At 60.6% G+C, this 15,524-nt stretch carries 10 protein-coding genes and 1 pseudogene; 9 read left to right on the top strand and 2 right to left on the bottom strand.

What is annotated here, in order from left to right; translation table 11 throughout:
- Positions 1 to 66: 66 nt before the first annotated feature.
- The 9 genes and pseudogenes from AC3WOS_RS18110 to AC3WOS_RS18070 all read left to right on the top strand — a co-directional run bounded on the left by AC3WOS_RS18110 (position 67) and on the right by AC3WOS_RS18070 (position 8,809).
- Entirely contained in the window at positions 67 to 1,383 is a 1,317-nt protein-coding gene (locus tag AC3WOS_RS18110) for an RHS repeat protein (RefSeq protein WP_492717417.1), read from the top strand.
- Positions 1,380 to 3,572 (top strand): RHS repeat domain-containing protein, encoded by a 2,193-nt coding sequence (locus AC3WOS_RS18105; protein ID WP_492717416.1) that lies wholly within the window; start codon positions 1,380 to 1,382, stop codon positions 3,570 to 3,572. The genes AC3WOS_RS18110 and AC3WOS_RS18105 overlap by 4 nt, the downstream gene beginning before the upstream one ends.
- Positions 3,563 to 3,904, top strand: a complete 342-nt coding sequence (locus AC3WOS_RS18100; RefSeq protein WP_492717415.1) for an ankyrin repeat domain-containing protein — start codon at positions 3,563 to 3,565, stop codon at positions 3,902 to 3,904. Before AC3WOS_RS18105 ends, AC3WOS_RS18100 begins: the two co-directional genes overlap by 10 nt.
- Positions 3,905 to 3,913: 9 nt before the next feature.
- Complete coding sequence (locus AC3WOS_RS18095; RefSeq protein ID WP_492717474.1) at positions 3,914 to 4,528, top strand: hypothetical protein; 615 nt, start codon at positions 3,914 to 3,916, stop codon at positions 4,526 to 4,528.
- Positions 4,525 to 6,822 (top strand): RHS repeat-associated core domain-containing protein, encoded by a 2,298-nt coding sequence (locus AC3WOS_RS18090; protein WP_492717414.1) that lies wholly within the window; start codon positions 4,525 to 4,527, stop codon positions 6,820 to 6,822. The genes AC3WOS_RS18095 and AC3WOS_RS18090 overlap by 4 nt, the downstream gene beginning before the upstream one ends.
- An 11-nt stretch (positions 6,823 to 6,833) precedes the next feature.
- Entirely contained in the window at positions 6,834 to 7,280 is a 447-nt protein-coding gene (locus tag AC3WOS_RS18085) for a hypothetical protein (protein ID WP_492717413.1), read from the top strand.
- A 187-nt stretch (positions 7,281 to 7,467) separates the two neighbouring features.
- Positions 7,468 to 7,908, top strand: a pseudogene (locus AC3WOS_RS18080) (IS5 family transposase); the annotation flags it as partial.
- A 30-nt stretch (positions 7,909 to 7,938) separates the two neighbouring features.
- Positions 7,939 to 8,364, top strand: a complete 426-nt coding sequence (locus AC3WOS_RS18075) for a DUF4279 domain-containing protein (protein WP_492717412.1) — start codon at positions 7,939 to 7,941, stop codon at positions 8,362 to 8,364.
- A gap of 229 nt (positions 8,365 to 8,593) precedes the next feature.
- Complete coding sequence (locus AC3WOS_RS18070; RefSeq protein ID WP_492717411.1) at positions 8,594 to 8,809, top strand: hypothetical protein; 216 nt, start codon at positions 8,594 to 8,596, stop codon at positions 8,807 to 8,809.
- Between the two features lie 205 nt (positions 8,810 to 9,014).
- Here the strand turns inward: AC3WOS_RS18070 and AC3WOS_RS18065 are convergent, their stop codons facing one another.
- Together AC3WOS_RS18065 and AC3WOS_RS18060 are read right to left on the bottom strand one after the other, a co-directional pair.
- Positions 9,015 to 10,478 carry a glutamate synthase subunit beta gene (locus AC3WOS_RS18065; protein WP_492717410.1) on the bottom strand — a complete coding sequence of 488 codons (1,464 nt, stop codon included), beginning with the start codon at positions 10,476 to 10,478 and terminating at the stop codon, positions 9,015 to 9,017.
- A 92-nt stretch (positions 10,479 to 10,570) separates the two neighbouring features.
- On the bottom strand, positions 10,571 to 15,295 hold the full coding sequence (locus AC3WOS_RS18060) for a glutamate synthase-related protein (RefSeq protein ID WP_492717409.1): 4,725 nt from the start codon (positions 15,293 to 15,295) through the stop codon (positions 10,571 to 10,573).
- Positions 15,296 to 15,524 lie beyond the last annotated feature (229 nt).

Here is a 15,524-nt window from a genome sequence, read left to right as displayed (position 1 = left end):
CGCAAGATCACGCTGACCTACAGCACGCCAGCGACCATAGATGGCCGATCGGGGGTTCTCACGGACGTGGCAAACGATCTGGGCCAATCGCTGCACTTCACATATGACGAGGCGGCGCGTATCACCACCATGACGGACCCTGCCGGGAACATCTATCAGTACACCTACGGCGGAAAATTCGCCGCGGTGAACACCGTGACTTACCCGGGTGGTGGGCATCGTGAGTATTATTATGACGAGACAGATTCCGTCAATTCGAAAACGTCAGCGTGGCAATACCTGACCGGGATAGCCGATGAAATCACGCCGGGAAATGTTGTGCGTACCGGAAGCATTAAGTACAACGACAAGGGCTGGCCTATATCCGCCGCGCGGGCGAACAACATTGAGCAATACACGTTTGATTACGCCGCCAATACCGTTACCGATCCACTCGGAGCGGTCCGCACCTACGGGTTCTCGACTGTCAATGGAAAAGTTGTCGTCGGTGCCTTGACGCAAACTTACGGCACAGTGTCCAACACTGTCAGCTACTCATACGATGCAAATGGAAATCGCAATTCCGACTACGACTTCAAAGGCAACAGGGTCTATAAGACCTTCGACCTGACCCGTAATCTTGAGCTAACGAGCACAGAGGCGTTCAACGACACATCCGTTAAACGCACGACAACGACCAGTTGGCATCCGTCGCTACCTCTCCCATTAAAGGCCGCGGAGGCATTGCGCATCACAACGTACACTTATGACGCCGTCGGCAACATGCTGACTAAGTCGATCCAGGCCACGACGGACGCCAACGGCTCTCTAGGCCTTAACGCGGCTGTCGTCGGCCCAGTGCAAACCTGGACCTACACGTATAACGCCGCCAGCCAGGTACTGACCATCAAAGGTCCGCGTACTGACGTCAACGACACCACCACCTTCACCTACGATGCCGCAGGCAATCTGACCAGCATCGTCAACGCAGCTGGCCACACGACCACCATGTCGAACTACGACGTCAGCGGCCGCCCCGGCACCATCACCAAGCCGAACGGTGAAACCATTTCCATGACCTATACGCCGCGCGGATGGCTAAGCAGCCTCACCGTTTCTGCCGATGGCCACAGCCAGACCACCGGCTACGACTACGACGGCGTAGGCAATATGACCAAGGTCACACTACCCGACGGCAGCGCCATCAACTACGGTTACGACGACGCCAGCCGCCTGATCTCCCTCAGCGACACGTTGGGCAACCGCATCGACTACACCCTCGATGGCCTCGGCAACCGCACGGCCGAACAAGTGCGCGACCCTAGCGGCACACTGGCTCGCCAAACCTCGCGCATCTTCGACAACCTCGGCCGCATGACCCAACAGACCGGAGGTATGCAATGAACCGCCGCTACCTGAGCGCTGCCGCCTCAGCCCTGCTTATCGCCTTGCATCCAGCAATGGCGCAGACGCAGCAAGACACGATCTACAACTACCAGTACGACTACAACGGCAATCGCACGCAGATCAAAGATCCACTGCAGCAGGTGACCGACATCACCTATGACAGTCTGAACCGGGTGACCAAGCAGCTGCAGCCGCCCCCCGTCGCGGGCGCTACGCGCCCAGCAATCAATTACACGCTCGACGCCCGCGACCAAATGGCCAGCGTGCGCGACCCGCGCGGCCTGACGACCAGCTACACGGTCGATGGCCTGGGCCTGCAGTCCGCGATGACCAGCCCGGATACCGGTAGCGCGGCACAAACCTACGACACCGCAGGCAACCTGCTCACGTCCACCGACGCGCGCGGCAAAGTCACGACCTACACCTACGACGTGCTCTCGCGCGTAACGCGCGTCTCCTACGGCGGCGGCGTGCCAACGCAGTTCGAATACGACGGCGGTGCATCGGGCGCGCCGAACGCCATCGGCCGCCTGACCAAGATGATCGACGAGTCTGGCCAGACCAGCTACAGCTACGACCAGGCCGGTCGCCTGCTGAGCAAAACGCAGCTGACCATTGCCGGCGGCACGACGTTCACCCGCACGACCAGCTACGCGTACCGCGCCGACGGCAAGCTGCAAAGCCTGACCTACCCGAGCGGCAATCGCATCGACTACGACTACGACGCCAACGGCCGTGTGCTTAGGATGACTTTGAACGCGCCAACCGGCGAAGTGAAGGTCCTGCTGGACAATATCCAGTATGCCCCATTCGGCGGCGTGCAATCCTGGCAGTGGGGGAATGGCGCCTTGGCCGCACGTACCTTCGACCTCGATGGCCGCATCAAGACGTACCCGATGGGGAGCGGCCTTGCCCGTACCCTGACCTATGATGCAGCCAGCCGCATCACTGCCATGACACATACCGGCGATGCGAGCGCGCCGGCCTACAATCAGAGTTTCGGCTACGACGCGCTCGATCGACTCACCAGTTACACAACCCCGACGACGTCACAGGGCTACAGCTACGATGCCAATGGCAATCGAACGCAATTCACCATCGGCGCCAATACTTACGCAAATACGATCAGCACGACGAGCAATCGCCTGACGGGTACCAATGGCCCTCTGCCCGCGAAGACCAATGCCTTCGACGCCGCCGGCAATCTGACCGGCGACGGCAATCTGACCTATACGTACAGTAATCGTGGGCGCATGACGAGTGCCACGAACGCGGGTATCAGCACGACTTACCTGTACAACGGCATGGGTGAACGCGTCAGCAAGGCGGGCGGCTACGTGCCAAGTGGCGTGAACTTTTACGCATATGACGGTTCCGGCCATTTGCTCGGCGAATATGACACGAGCAACGCACCTATCGAGGAGACTGTTTACCTCGACGGCATGCCTGTTGCTGTGCTGAAATCGATCGATGTCTACAACGTCTACCCTGACCACCTCGGCACGCCGCGCGTGATCGAGTCCGCCGGGGCCGGTGCCGTTGTCTGGCGCTGGGATACTTCCGATTCGTTCGGCATTGATAGCCCTAACGAAAACCCATCCGGCGCGGGTGCCTTCACTTATAATCAGCGCTTCCCTGGTCAGCTGTATGATAAGGAGACAAATAACCTTTACAACTACTTCAGGGATTATGATCCGCAGACCGGGCGGTATATTCAAAGCGATCCGATCGGGCTGGGCGGTGGTATCAACACCTACGGATATGTAGCAGCAAACCCGCTAAAATACTCGGACCCGACTGGCCAGTGCATCGAGGACTTTTGCATCGGCGAATCGATCGTGGCAGCGTCTTGGTGTGCCGCGAATCCGGCATGTGCTGCTGGCGTGGTGGCTTTCGTTGGTGGCGGTGTCTATGCAAGCACGATTAAGCCGCCACGCGTTAACGACCCGGAAGCAGCGGCGGAGCACCAGGCGTATAAGGATGCATATAGGCAGCCGCCACCGCCCAACATGGACGAATGCGAACGCTTGAAGTGGCAACTGAAGCGAGAGCAAGACCTCTTGGCGGCAAGGATGGTTTGGGATGCCAAGTGGGGTAGTCACCACGCAGACGCGATTGCTCAATCCCAGCGTGCAATAAATAACCTTCAAGAGAAAATTAAAAAGGCAGGATGTAAATGTCCCTGATGCTAAGTGCAGAGGCGAAAGCCGAACTTCAACAGAAGTACTTCTATCTGACAAACTACGAGTCCGATGATCCAACCGATCCGATCGATCCGTTGACCTACGTTGATTCCAACGGTGATTCACTTTTGCATATCGCCGCCCAAAATGGGGATGCCAGGACAATCGAACTTCTCCTGAATGCGGGGCTCGATATCGACCAACTGGGCGACATGGAGTCCACGCCACTCCACTATGCGTATCAAGGTGGGCATCGCCAAGTAATCGAATTGCTGTTGAGCCGAGGAGCTGCCGCTAGCATTCGCAATTTATTTGGCAAAGCTCCTGGCGAGTAGGCGGGACGCATTCGACGCAAACTCAGGCACATCCACTGCCTGTCGAACCCTCGCTGGCCGAGCGCACCGGCCAGCGAGGGGCATACCTGGACCTACACATATAACGCCGCCAGCCAGGTACTGACCATCAAAGGTCCGCGTACTGACGTCAACGACACCACCACCTTCACCTACGATGCCGCAGGTAATCTGGCCAGCATCGTCAACGCGGCTGGCCACACGACCGCCATGTCGAACTACGACGTCAGCGGCCACCCCGGCACCATCACCAAACCGAACGGTGAAACCATTTCCATGACCTATACGCCGCGCGGATGGCTAAGCAGCCGCACCGTATCTGCTGATGGCCACAGCCAGACCACCAGCTACGACTACGACGGCGTAGGCAATATGACCAAGGTCACACTACCCGACGGCAGTGCCATCAACTACGGTTACGACGACGCCAGCCGCCGGACCTCCATCAGCGACACGTTGGGCAACCGCATCGACTATACCCTCGATGGCCTCGGCAACCGCACCGCCGAACAAGTGCGCGACCCCAACGGTACGCTGGCGCGCCAGACCTCGCGCATCTTCGACAACCTCGGCCGCATGACCCAACAGACCGGAGGTATGCAATGAGCCACCGCCACCTGGCCGCAGTCGCGGCAGCCCTGATTGCAGTGTCGCATCCTGTAATGGCACAGACGCAGGATACGATCTACAACTACCAGTACGACTACAACGGCAATCGCACCCAGATCAAGGATCCGCTGCAGCAAGTGACCGACATCACCTACGACAGCCTGAACCGGGTGACGAAACAGCTGCAACCGCCACCCGTCGCCGGCGCGGCACGTCCTGCTGTTAATTACACGCTCGATGCACGCGACCAGATGGCCGGCGTGCGCGATCCACGTGGTCTGACGACCAGCTACACGGTCGATGGCCTGGGCCTGCAGTCCTCGATGACGAGCCCGGATACGGGAAGCGCGACAAAAACCTATGACAACGCTGGCAATCTACTCACGTCCACCGACGCGCGCGGCAAAGTCACGACCTACACCTACGACGTGCTCTCGCGCGTAACGAGCATCTCCTACGGCGGCGGCGTGCCAACGCAGTTCGAATACGACGGCGGTGCATCGGGCGCGCCGAACGCCATCGGCCGCCTGACCAAGATGATCGACGAGTCAGGCCAGACCAGCTACGGCTACGACCAGGCCGGTCGCCTGCTGAACAAAACACAGACGACCATTGCCGGGGGCACGACGTTCACCCGCACGACCAGCTACGCGTACCGCGCCGACGGCAAGCTGCAAAGCCTGACCTATCCAAGCGGCAATCGCATCGACTACGACTACGACGCCAACGGCCGCGTACTGCGCATGACGTTGACCGCAGCAACCGGCGAAGCGAAAGTCCTGCTGGACAACATCCAGTACGCACCATTCGGCGCCGTGCAGTCCTGGCAGTGGGGCAATGGCGGCATCGTCGCACGTACCTTCGACATCGACGGCCGCGTCAAGACCTACCCGATGGGGAGCGGCCTTACCCGTACCCTGACCTACGACGCCGCCAGCCGCATCACGGCCATGGCGCACAGCGGCGATGCAACCGCGGCAGCCTACAACCAAAGCTTCGGCTACGACGCGCTCAATCGACTCACGAGCTACACGACCGCCACGACGTCACAAAGCTACAGCTACGATGCCAACGGCAATCGAACGCAAGTCAGCCTGGGCGCCAATACCTACTCGAACACGATCAGCGCGACGAGCAATCGCCTGGCGAGCACCAGCGGCCCTGTGCCTGCGAAGACCAACAATTTCGACGCCGCTGGCAATCTGACCGGCGACGGTACGCTGAACTATACTTACAGCAATCGTGGGCGCATGACGAGTGTCACGAACGCCGGTGTCGTAACGACTTACCTATACAACGGCGCAGGCGAACGTGTAAGCAAGGCTGGCGGCTACGTGCCAAGTGGGGTGAACGTTTACGCGTATGACGGCTCCGGCCAGCTGCTCGGTGAATACGATGCCGGCAGTGCACCTGTCGAGGAGACGGTCTACCTGGAGGGCATGCCGGTCGCCGTAGCGAAATCGGTCGACGTGTACAACGTCTATCCCGATCATCTCGGCACCCCGCGCGTGATCGAGTCCGCCGCGACAGGCGCCGTTGTCTGGCGTTGGGATACTTCCGATCCATTTGGCATGGATAGCCCCAACGAAAACCCGTCCGGCGCGGGCGCTTTCACCTATAACCAGCGCTTCCCCGGCCAGTATTACGATAAAGAGACCAACCTCTTCTACAACTACTATCGGGATTTTGATCCGCAGACGGGGCGGTATGTTCAAAGCGATCCGATCGGGCTGGACGGAGGCATCAATACTTACGGCTATGCACTCGGGAACCCAATAACCTACTACGATCCCACTGGGCTTCAGGTTCCGATTCCCGCGCCACCTCTGCCAGTACCCGGCGTCCCCAATCCCGCCGCAGACGCTAATTTGGCTATGGCTAAGGCGTTAACACGCGCCATGTCACGCAATCAAGACGAGAAGACTTATCAAACATACACTCGGTGGAACCCGACTACAAAACTCTGCTACACAGGGCGAACTTCTGGAACGGGAACGCCGGAAGAGAACGTTCGAGAAAGGGGCCGCCAACAAGGCACCCTAAATGCAGAAGGTTACGATCCGCCGATCCTGGACCGGTCGAGTTCCAATTCCGATTCGATCCGAGGTCGTGAACAACACATGATCGATTTTAATGGCGGTGCCAGGAGCGATGGCGGCGGTTCGAGAAACGCAATCCGGGGCGTGTCACGAGCAAATTTGTTTGGGCCGTTTATTTACTATCCGGCTGCGGAGCTCGAATTTGGGCTTCCGCACTTTAGAAATGGCAGCGAATGTGGTTGCCCGCTATAAGGAGCATGGGAATGTTAGCTGCTGAATATGCGGAACTTAAAGGCTTTCTATTGTTCTTCACTACGCATGTGAAGAATGTGCGGCCTACGCCTACTGGGAATATTTTGGTCGACGAGTTGAATCGGATGGAGGCTCGATCACCTAGCAAAGCCCGGCAAAGCTTAAGAATGATGATCAATGATTCTCTTGAGATGGCAGGAGACTGGCCTTTGGAAAAAGTCAAGGCTTTTGATCACGAACTGCATGCGGCAGGTGTTATAACGTTAAGTGAGTTACGTCATCGATACTCCCGTCAGTACGCGAAAATTTTGAGCCGCGGGAGTATTGGAAATCAAGTCGAATACTATCTTTTGAAGGGCATACTGGATGGTTTAACATCCTCATTGGATAAATCTGAACAAGCGCTTCTAATGCGGATTATCTCAGAGTATGAGGACGAGGTCGGGCGCGCAATTTGAACGACGCACAGGGCTCCGAAGCCTCGGGGTCACGAGGGCTGAGGGTCCTTCGTTGAGGGCGTAGGGAGGCGTTGTTGCATAAATCCGCTCGCGGCCAGGTTGACTGACGTTTACGCGCCACAAGCGGCACGTCGGGACTGTTAACTTTTGAGGAACTTGCGTAGATTCTGATCTTTTGCCTGAAACGATGCGCAAGGACAAACAGCAACGACAAGAGCCCAAGGGCAAGTACCGCGTTAAAAACTGGCCGGCCTACAATGCCGGGCTGATCGCGAGAGACGACGTGACGATCTGGATGGAGCGGGGCATATGGCAGCAGGGCGCGCAGGCCGCGACGGCCAAACGCGGCCGGCCCTGCGTCTACGCCGATGCGGTGATCCAGATGTTGCTCGGGCTCAAGCAGGTGTTTCGCCTGCCGCTGCGCGCGCTGCAGGGTTTCGCGGGGAGTATGAACAAGCTTGCCTTCGCCGATTTGCCGGTGCCCAACTACACGACGCTGTGTCGCCGCGCCCGCGATCTCGACGTCGTTCTGCCGACCTTGCGCAGCGGCGAGCCGCTGCATCTAGTGGTCGACAGCACCGGCCTGAAGGTGTTTGGTGAGGGCGAATGGAAGGTGCGCAAGCACGGTCGTGGGCAACCTTGAGGACTCGAAACGGAAATGAGCGATACTAAGGCAAAGTTGATTTTAGCGATCTACATCAAGGGCGTATCGCTGGACCCAACCGAAATCACTCGTCTACTTGGAATAGACCCTTCGAAGTCTCAACGTTTTGGGCAACAGCGGCTTACCTCAACAATGCTTCCAATAGCCGCAAAGACTGGCCTTTGGGCCTATTTTGTTGAATCTGACACTGCCACCGTTGCAGACCTCGTTCATCAGTTTGTTGAGCGCTTTAAGAATTGCACTCAAAAGCTAAACATGCTGCCGAATGCTGACGAAGCGTATTTAGATCTATTTATTGCGCACGATGATGATCTCGATGGCGGTGGCGAATATTTCTTTGAATTGGCGCACCAAGACCTATTGTTATTAGGACAGTTTGGCTTGCCGGTTCGCTTCACAGTTGCATCGGTCAGACCGTGACAGATGCACACGAGCGGGTACGCGGCAAGAATGGCAGTGGGGCTCGGGGTCAGATCCGACATCCTGGCACGGGCTGATGCGTAGTTAGTTCGGCCCGCCTGCAGCCATTCTTCTTCAATAAGAAAAGCCATCTCCAACCCGCTGCATCGCGCGCGGGTTCCGCAACGGCTCTTATTTCTTAGCGGCTAAAGAAGGTTAATGCCCCGGCTGCCCAAATACCGTGCTGAGCATGTCCGACACAAAGCACTATCTGGTCTTGGGTGGCTGGTCGCTTGCTCTTGGCAGTGATGCCGTACTGCTGCCGCTGAGGAAAAACGCGCTTGTGCAAACGTCGGCGCGCTGCCAGAAGATGCACCTAGAAAATCATTCAAAATTCGGGAACGGCCTCGTCTGTGCCAGCGCGACAGCCAATCGCGGCACCATGGCGGGCAAGTCGACGCAGTGATTGAAGCGATAGGGTACCTCGGCGACGTATCGCCGAGCATGCTTCGCAAACTTAAACGCGATGCGTTCCTGAGCAAATCTCCGGCGGCCAGCAACAAGTGCAACCCGCTACATGTCAGAGGCACGAAAAAAAACCGGAAGCGGCGGGTGTCGCACCCGTCGGCTTCCGGCCGGGAAAAATCAGTACAGCGGCTGAGCCGGTCGGCTTAGCGCGGCAGGACGGACGAACCCATCAGGAATTCATCGACGGCGCGCGCGCACTGGCGGCCTTCGCGGATGGCCCACACCACCAGCGACTGGCCGCGGCGTACGTCGCCGGCCGCGAACACCTTGGGCACGGACGTCTGGTAGCAGCCTTCGCCGTCCGTGGTGGCCTTGGCGTTGCCGCGGCCATCCTTGTCCACGCCGAACGCTTCCAGCACTTGCTGCACGGGCGACACGAAGCCCATGGCCAGCAGCACCAGGTCGGCCTTCATTTCGAATTCCGTGTTCGGCACTTCCGACATCTTGCCGTCCTTCCACTCGACGCGGCAGGCGATCAGCTTTTCCACCTTGCCGTTCTTGCCTTCCAGGCGCTTGGTGGCCACGGCCCAGTCGCGCTGGCAGCCTTCCTCGTGCGAGGACGAGGTGCGCAGCTTGGTCGGCCAGTACGGCCACACCAGCGGCTTGTTTTCCTGCTCGGGCGGCATGGGCATCAGTTCGAACTGGGCCACGGACGCGGCGCCGTGGCGGTTGGAGGTGCCCACGCAGTCGGAACCGGTGTCGCCGCCGCCGATCACGACCACGTGCTTGCCGGTGGCCTTGAGCTGGTCCTTGACCTTGTCGCCGGCGTTGATCTTGTTCTGCTGGGGCAGGAAGTCCATGGCGAAGTGCACGCCCTTCAGTTCGCGGCCCGGCACGGGCAGGTCACGGGGCTGCTCGGCGCCGCCGGCCAGCACCACGGCGTCGAATTCCTTTTCCAGGTCTTCCGGGAAGATGGTTTCCTTGGCCCAGTTGTTGACGTTGGCGGGGAAATCCTTGCCCACCAGCACGCTGGTGCGGAACACCACGCCTTCCGCTTCCATCTGCTTGATGCGGCGGTCGATGTGCGACTTTTCCATCTTGAAGTCGGGGATACCGTAGCGCAGCAGGCCACCCACGCGGTCGCTCTTCTCGAACACGGTCACGGCGTGGCCGGCGCGGGCCAGCTGCTGGGCCGCTGCCAGGCCGGCAGGACCGGAACCGACCACGGCCACTTTCTTGCCCGTCTGCTGGGCGGCCGGCTGCGGCACCACCCAACCGTGTTCCCAGCCTTCGTCGATGATCTTGTGCTCGATCGACTTGATGCCCACCGGGTCTTCGCTGATGCCCAGCGTGCAGGCCGACTCGCATGGCGCGGGGCAGATGCGGCCCGTGAACTCGGGGAAGTTGTTGGTCGAATGGAGCACGTCCAGCGCTTCGCGGTAGTTGCCGCGGTACACCAGGTCGTTCCAGTCGGGGATGATGTTGTTGACGGGGCAGCCGTTGTTGCAGAACGGGATGCCGCAATCCATGCAGCGCGCGCCCTGTACCTTGGCTTGCTCGTTCGTCAGCGTGATGACGAATTCCTGATAGTTCTTGACGCGCGTGGCGGTGGGCAGGTATGCCTCTTCCTGACGCTTGAATTCCATGAAACCGGTGATTTTACCCACGATAATTCCTCAATATTGTGTGCTGTGCTAGTCGGTCGGGCGCGCTGGCCCGCCCTTCCCGCCGCGGCGGAAAGGGCGCCGTCTGTCCTGTCTTATGCTGCGATCGGCTGCACCACGGCGGCCTCGTTCGCCATGTCCTCGGCCATTTCGGCCAGGGCCCGCTTGTACTCGCTCGGGAAGACCTTGACGAACTTGCTGCGGCCTTCGGCCCAGTTGTCCAGCAGGTAGCGCGCGCGGGTGCTGCCCGTGTGCTTGAAGTGACGCTCGATCAGGCGCTTGAGGATCACTTCGTCCGCTTCCGGCTCGCCGTCGCGATGCTGGGTGTGCCAGGTGGCGCGGTCCACGTGCTGCTCGGCTGCCGTCAGCACCGACTCCAGGCTGACCATGGCCGTGTTGCACTTGCCGGCGAAGTCGCCATCCGGGTCGTACACGTAGGCGATACCGCCCGACATGCCGGCCGCGAAGTTGCGTCCCGTGGCGCCCAGCACCACCACCGTGCCGCCCGTCATGTATTCGCAACCGTGGTCGCCCAGGCCTTCCACCACCGTGGTGGCGCCCGAGTTACGCACAGCGAAACGCTCGCCGGCCACGCCGTTGAAGAACGCTTCACCCGAGATGGCGCCGTACAGCACGGTGTTGCCGATGATGATGTTATCGACGGCCCAGCCGCGGAATTCCGTGTTCGGCCGCACGATGATGCGGCCGCCCGACAGGCCCTTGCCCACGTAGTCGTTGCCTTCGCCCACCAGGTCCAGCGTGATGCCATGCGCCAGGAAGGCGGCGGCCGACTGGCCCGCCGTGCCTTGCAGCTGGATGTGGATGGTGTCGTCCGGCAGGCCGGCGTGGCCGTAGCGCTTGGCCACTTCGCCCGACAGCATGGTGCCCACCGTACGGTTGACGTTGCGCACCGGCGAGATGAACGACACGCGCTCGCCTTTTTCCAGGGCCGCCTTGGCTTGCGCGATCAGCTTGTGGTCGAGCGCCTTGTCCAGGCAGTGGTCCTGCTCTTCCGTGTGGAACACGGACTGGTTGTTCTGCACTTCCGGCTGGTGGAAGATGGCCGAGAAGTCCAGGCCGCGAGCCTTCCAGTGCGAGATCGCCTTCGACTTGTCGAGCAGGTCGACGCGGCCGATCAGCTCGTCGTAGGTGCGGATGCCCAGTTGCGCCATCAGCTGGCGGGCTTCCTCGGCCACGAAGAAGAAGTAGTTGACCACGTACTCTGGCTTGCCGGAGAACTTGGCGCGCAGCACAGGGTCTTGCGTGGCCACGCCCACCGGGCAGGTGTTCAGGTGGCACTTGCGCATCATGATGCAGCCTTCCACCACCAGCGGCGCCGTGGCGAAACCGATCTCGTCGGCGCCCAGCATGGCGGCGATCACGACGTCGCGGCCGGTGCGCATCTGGCCGTCGGCCTGGACCCGGATGCGGCTGCGCAGGCCGTTCAGCACCAGGGTCTGCTGCGTTTCAGCCAGGCCCAGTTCCCACGGCGTACCGGCGTGCTTGACGGACGACAGGGGCGAGGCGCCCGTGCCGCCGTCATGGCCGGCCACCACCACGTGGTCGGCCTTGGCCTTGGTGACGCCGGCGGCCACGGTACCGATACCGACTTCCGACACCAGCTTGACCGAGATGGAAGCGCGCGGATTGGCGTTCTTCAGGTCGTGGATCAGCTGTGCCAGGTCTTCGATCGAGTAGATGTCGTGGTGCGGCGGCGGCGAAATCAGGCCCACGCCCGGCACCGAGAAGCGCAGGGTGGCGATGTATTCGGACACCTTGTGGCCCGGCAGCTGGCCGCCTTCGCCCGGCTTGGCGCCTTGCGCCATCTTGATCTGGATCTGGTCGGCCGAGTTCAGGTAGGCCGCCGTCACGCCGAAGCGGCCCGAGGCCACCTGCTTGATGCGCGAACGCATGGAATCGCCTTCCAACAGGGGAATATCGACCACCACCTGCTCCTTGCCGATCACGGAGGCCATGGTTTCGCCCTGCTTGATCTTGATGCCCTTCAGCTCCATCGTGTAGCGGGCCGGATCTTCACCGCCTTCGCCCGTGTTGGACTTGCCGCCGATGCGGTTCATGGCGATGGCCAGCGTGGCGTGTGCTTCGGTCGAGATCGAGCCGAGCGACATGGCGCCGGTGGCGAAGCGCTTGACGATTTCCTTGGCCGGTTCCACTTCATCGAGCGGGATGGCCTTGGCCGGGTCGAGCTTGAACTCGAACAGGCCGCGCAGGGTCAGGTGACGCTTGCTCTGGTCGTTGATGATCTGCGCGTATTCCTTGTAGCTGGAATAGTTGTTGGCGCGGGTCGAGTGCTGCAGCTTGGCGATCGCGTCCGGGGTCCACAGGTGGTCTTCGCCGCGCACGCGGAAGGCGTATTCGCCGCCGGCGTCGAGGTTGTGGGCCAGCAGGGGATCGTTGCCGAAGGCCAGGTTATGCAGGCGCAGCGCTTCTTCCGCCACTTCGAACACGCCGATGCCTTCCACGTTGGAGGCAGTGCCCTTGAAGTACTTGTCCACCAGCGACTTGTTGAGGCCGATCGCTTCGAAGATCTGGGCGCCGCAGTACGACATGTAGGTCGAGATGCCCATCTTGGACATCACCTTCATCAAGCCCTTGCCGATGGCCTTGGTGTAGTTGTAGATCGCCGTTTCGCCCGACAGCTCGCCCGGCATGCCGTGCGCCAGCTCGACCAGGGTTTCCATGGCCAGGTAGGGGTGGACCGCTTCCGCGCCGTAGCCGGCCAGCAGGGCGAAGTGGTGGGTCTCGCGGGCCGAACCGGTTTCCACCACCAGGCCGGTGGAGGCGCGCAGGCCCTTGCTCACCAGGTGCTGGTGGATGGTGGAGGTGGCCAGCAGGGCCGGAATGGCAACGCGGTCGGCGCAGACGGAACGGTCCGACACGATCAGGATGTTGTGGCCGGACTTGACGGCGTCCACCGCCTCGGCGCACAGCGAGGCCAGGCACGCTTCCACGCCTTCCTTGCCCCAGGCCAGCGGGTAGCAGATGTTCAGTTCATAGGACTTGAACTTGCCGCCCGTGTGCAGGCTGATGCCGCGCAGGCGGGCCATGTCGTCGAAGCCCAGGATGGGCTGCGCCACTTCCAGGCGCATCGGCGGGTTGACGTTGTTGGTGTCGAGCAGGTTCGGTTTCGGGCCGATGAAGGACACCAGCGACATCACCATCGCTTCGCGGATCGGGTCGATCGGCGGGTTGGTCACCTGGGCGAACAACTGCTTGAAGTAGTTGTACAGCGGCTTGAGCTTGTTGGACATGACGGCCAGCGGCGAGTCGTTGCCCATCGAGCCGGTGGCTTCTTCGCCGGCCACGGCCATTGGCGCCATCAGGAACTTCAAGTCTTCCTGGGTGTAGCCGAACGCCTGCTGGCGGTCCAGCACGGAGGCCACGGCTCTTTCGCCGGGGGCGGCCGTGTACTTGATGCGGTTGTGGGCCAGCTGGCTCTCGCTCAGCTTGATCGCGTCGAGCTTGATGCGCACGGCGTTGATCCAGGCCTTGTAAGGCTTGGCGTTGGCGTAGGTGTCCTTGAGCTCCTTGTCGCCGATGATGCGGCCCGCTTCCAGGTCGATCAGGAACATCTTGCCCGGCTGCAGGCGCCATTTCTGGATGATTTTCGATTCAGGGATGGGCAGCACGCCCGATTCGGACGCCATCACCACCAGGTCGTCGTCGGTGACGATGTAGCGGGCAGGCCGCAGGCCATTCCTGTCCAGCGTACCGCCGATGTAGCGGCCGTCCGTGAAGGCCATGGCGGCCGGGCCGTCCCATGGTTCCATCATGGCGGCGTGGTATTCGTAGAAGGCGCGGCGGTTGTCGTCCATCAGGCCATGGTTTTCCCATGCTTCCGGGATCATCATCATCATGGCCTGGGCGATCGGGTAGCCGGCCATCAGCAGCAGTTCCAGCGCGTTGTCGAAGCAAGCCGTGTCCGACTGGCCTTCGTAGATCAGCGGGAACAGCTTTTGCAGGTCGTCGCCCAGCACGGCCGACTTCATCACGCCTTCGCGGGCGCGCATCCAGTTGAAGTTGCCCTTGACGGTGTTGATCTCGCCGTTGTGGGCGATCAGGCGGTACGGGTGGGCCAGCGGCCACTCGGGGAAGGTGTTGGTGGAGAAGCGCTGGTGCACCAGTGCCAGGGCCGACACGCAGCGCGCATCCTGCAGGTCCTTGTAATAGACGCCCACCTGGTCGGCCAGCAGCAGGCCCTTGTAGACGATGGTACGGGCCGACATCGAGGCCACGAAGAATTCCTTGCCGTGGATCAGCTTGAGGGCCTGGATCGCGTGGCCCGACGATTTGCGGATCACGTACAGCTTACGCTCGAGCGCGTCGGTCACCATGATGTCGGCGCCGCGGCCGATGAAGATCTGGCGGATCACGGGTTCCTTGGCGCGCACGGTGGGCGACATCGGCATGTCGCAGTCGACCGGCACGTTGCGCCAGCCCAGCACGACCTGGCCTTCGGCGCGCACGGCCCGTTCGATTTCCTGTTCGCAAGCGATGCGGGAAGCGTTTTCCTTCGGCAGGAACACCATGCCCACGCCGTATTCGCCGGGTGGCGGCAGTTCCACGCCCTGCTTGGCCATTTCGTCGCGGTAGTACTGGTCGGGAATCTGGATCAGGATACCGGCGCCATCGCCCATCAGCGCGTCGGCGCCCACGGCGCCCCGGTGATCGAGGTTTTTCAGGATCAGCAGACCCTGTTCAATGATCGAATGGCTCTTGTTGCCCTTGATGTGGGCGACGAAACCGACGCCGCAGGCATCGTGTTCATTGGACGGATCGTACAGACCTTGGGCTTTCATGGGGGTTCTCCGCTGCATTTTGAAAATCGAAAAGCTAGAGTAGTGCAATGCAACAGAAAATTCAACCATAACAATTAGGGTCGGAGTCGAATTAAATTTTCAAATGACGTCCAAAAAATTAATTAGGGACAGAGTGATGCGGGCGAAAAAATGGGGACGTAACCGTTCATGAGGAAGGATTTCTCGCCCCCGTGCATGAAAGCTCGATCGAGAGCAAGATGGAGTGGCG

The organism is Rugamonas sp. FW305-51, from assembly GCF_058786935.1.
This window is presented reverse-complemented; position numbering and strand designations above follow the sequence as displayed.

What these genes read in the sequence shown, in the direction of transcription:
- AC3WOS_RS18105 (WP_492717416.1), top strand. Translation starts at nt 1,380, where the DNA reads ATGAACCGCCGCTACCTGAGCGCTGCCGCCTCAGCCCTGCTTATCGCC.
- AC3WOS_RS18100 (WP_492717415.1), top strand. Translation starts at nt 3,563, where the DNA reads ATGTCCCTGATGCTAAGTGCAGAGGCGAAAGCCGAACTTCAACAGAAG.
- AC3WOS_RS18090 (WP_492717414.1), top strand. Translation starts at nt 4,525, where the DNA reads ATGAGCCACCGCCACCTGGCCGCAGTCGCGGCAGCCCTGATTGCAGTG.
- AC3WOS_RS18085 (WP_492717413.1), top strand. Translation starts at nt 6,834, where the DNA reads ATGTTAGCTGCTGAATATGCGGAACTTAAAGGCTTTCTATTGTTCTTC.
- AC3WOS_RS18075 (WP_492717412.1), top strand. Translation starts at nt 7,939, where the DNA reads ATGAGCGATACTAAGGCAAAGTTGATTTTAGCGATCTACATCAAGGGC.
- AC3WOS_RS18070 (WP_492717411.1), top strand. Translation starts at nt 8,594, where the DNA reads ATGTCCGACACAAAGCACTATCTGGTCTTGGGTGGCTGGTCGCTTGCT.
- AC3WOS_RS18060 (WP_492717409.1), bottom strand. Translation starts at nt 15,295, where the DNA reads ATGAAAGCCCAAGGTCTGTACGATCCGTCCAATGAACACGATGCCTGC.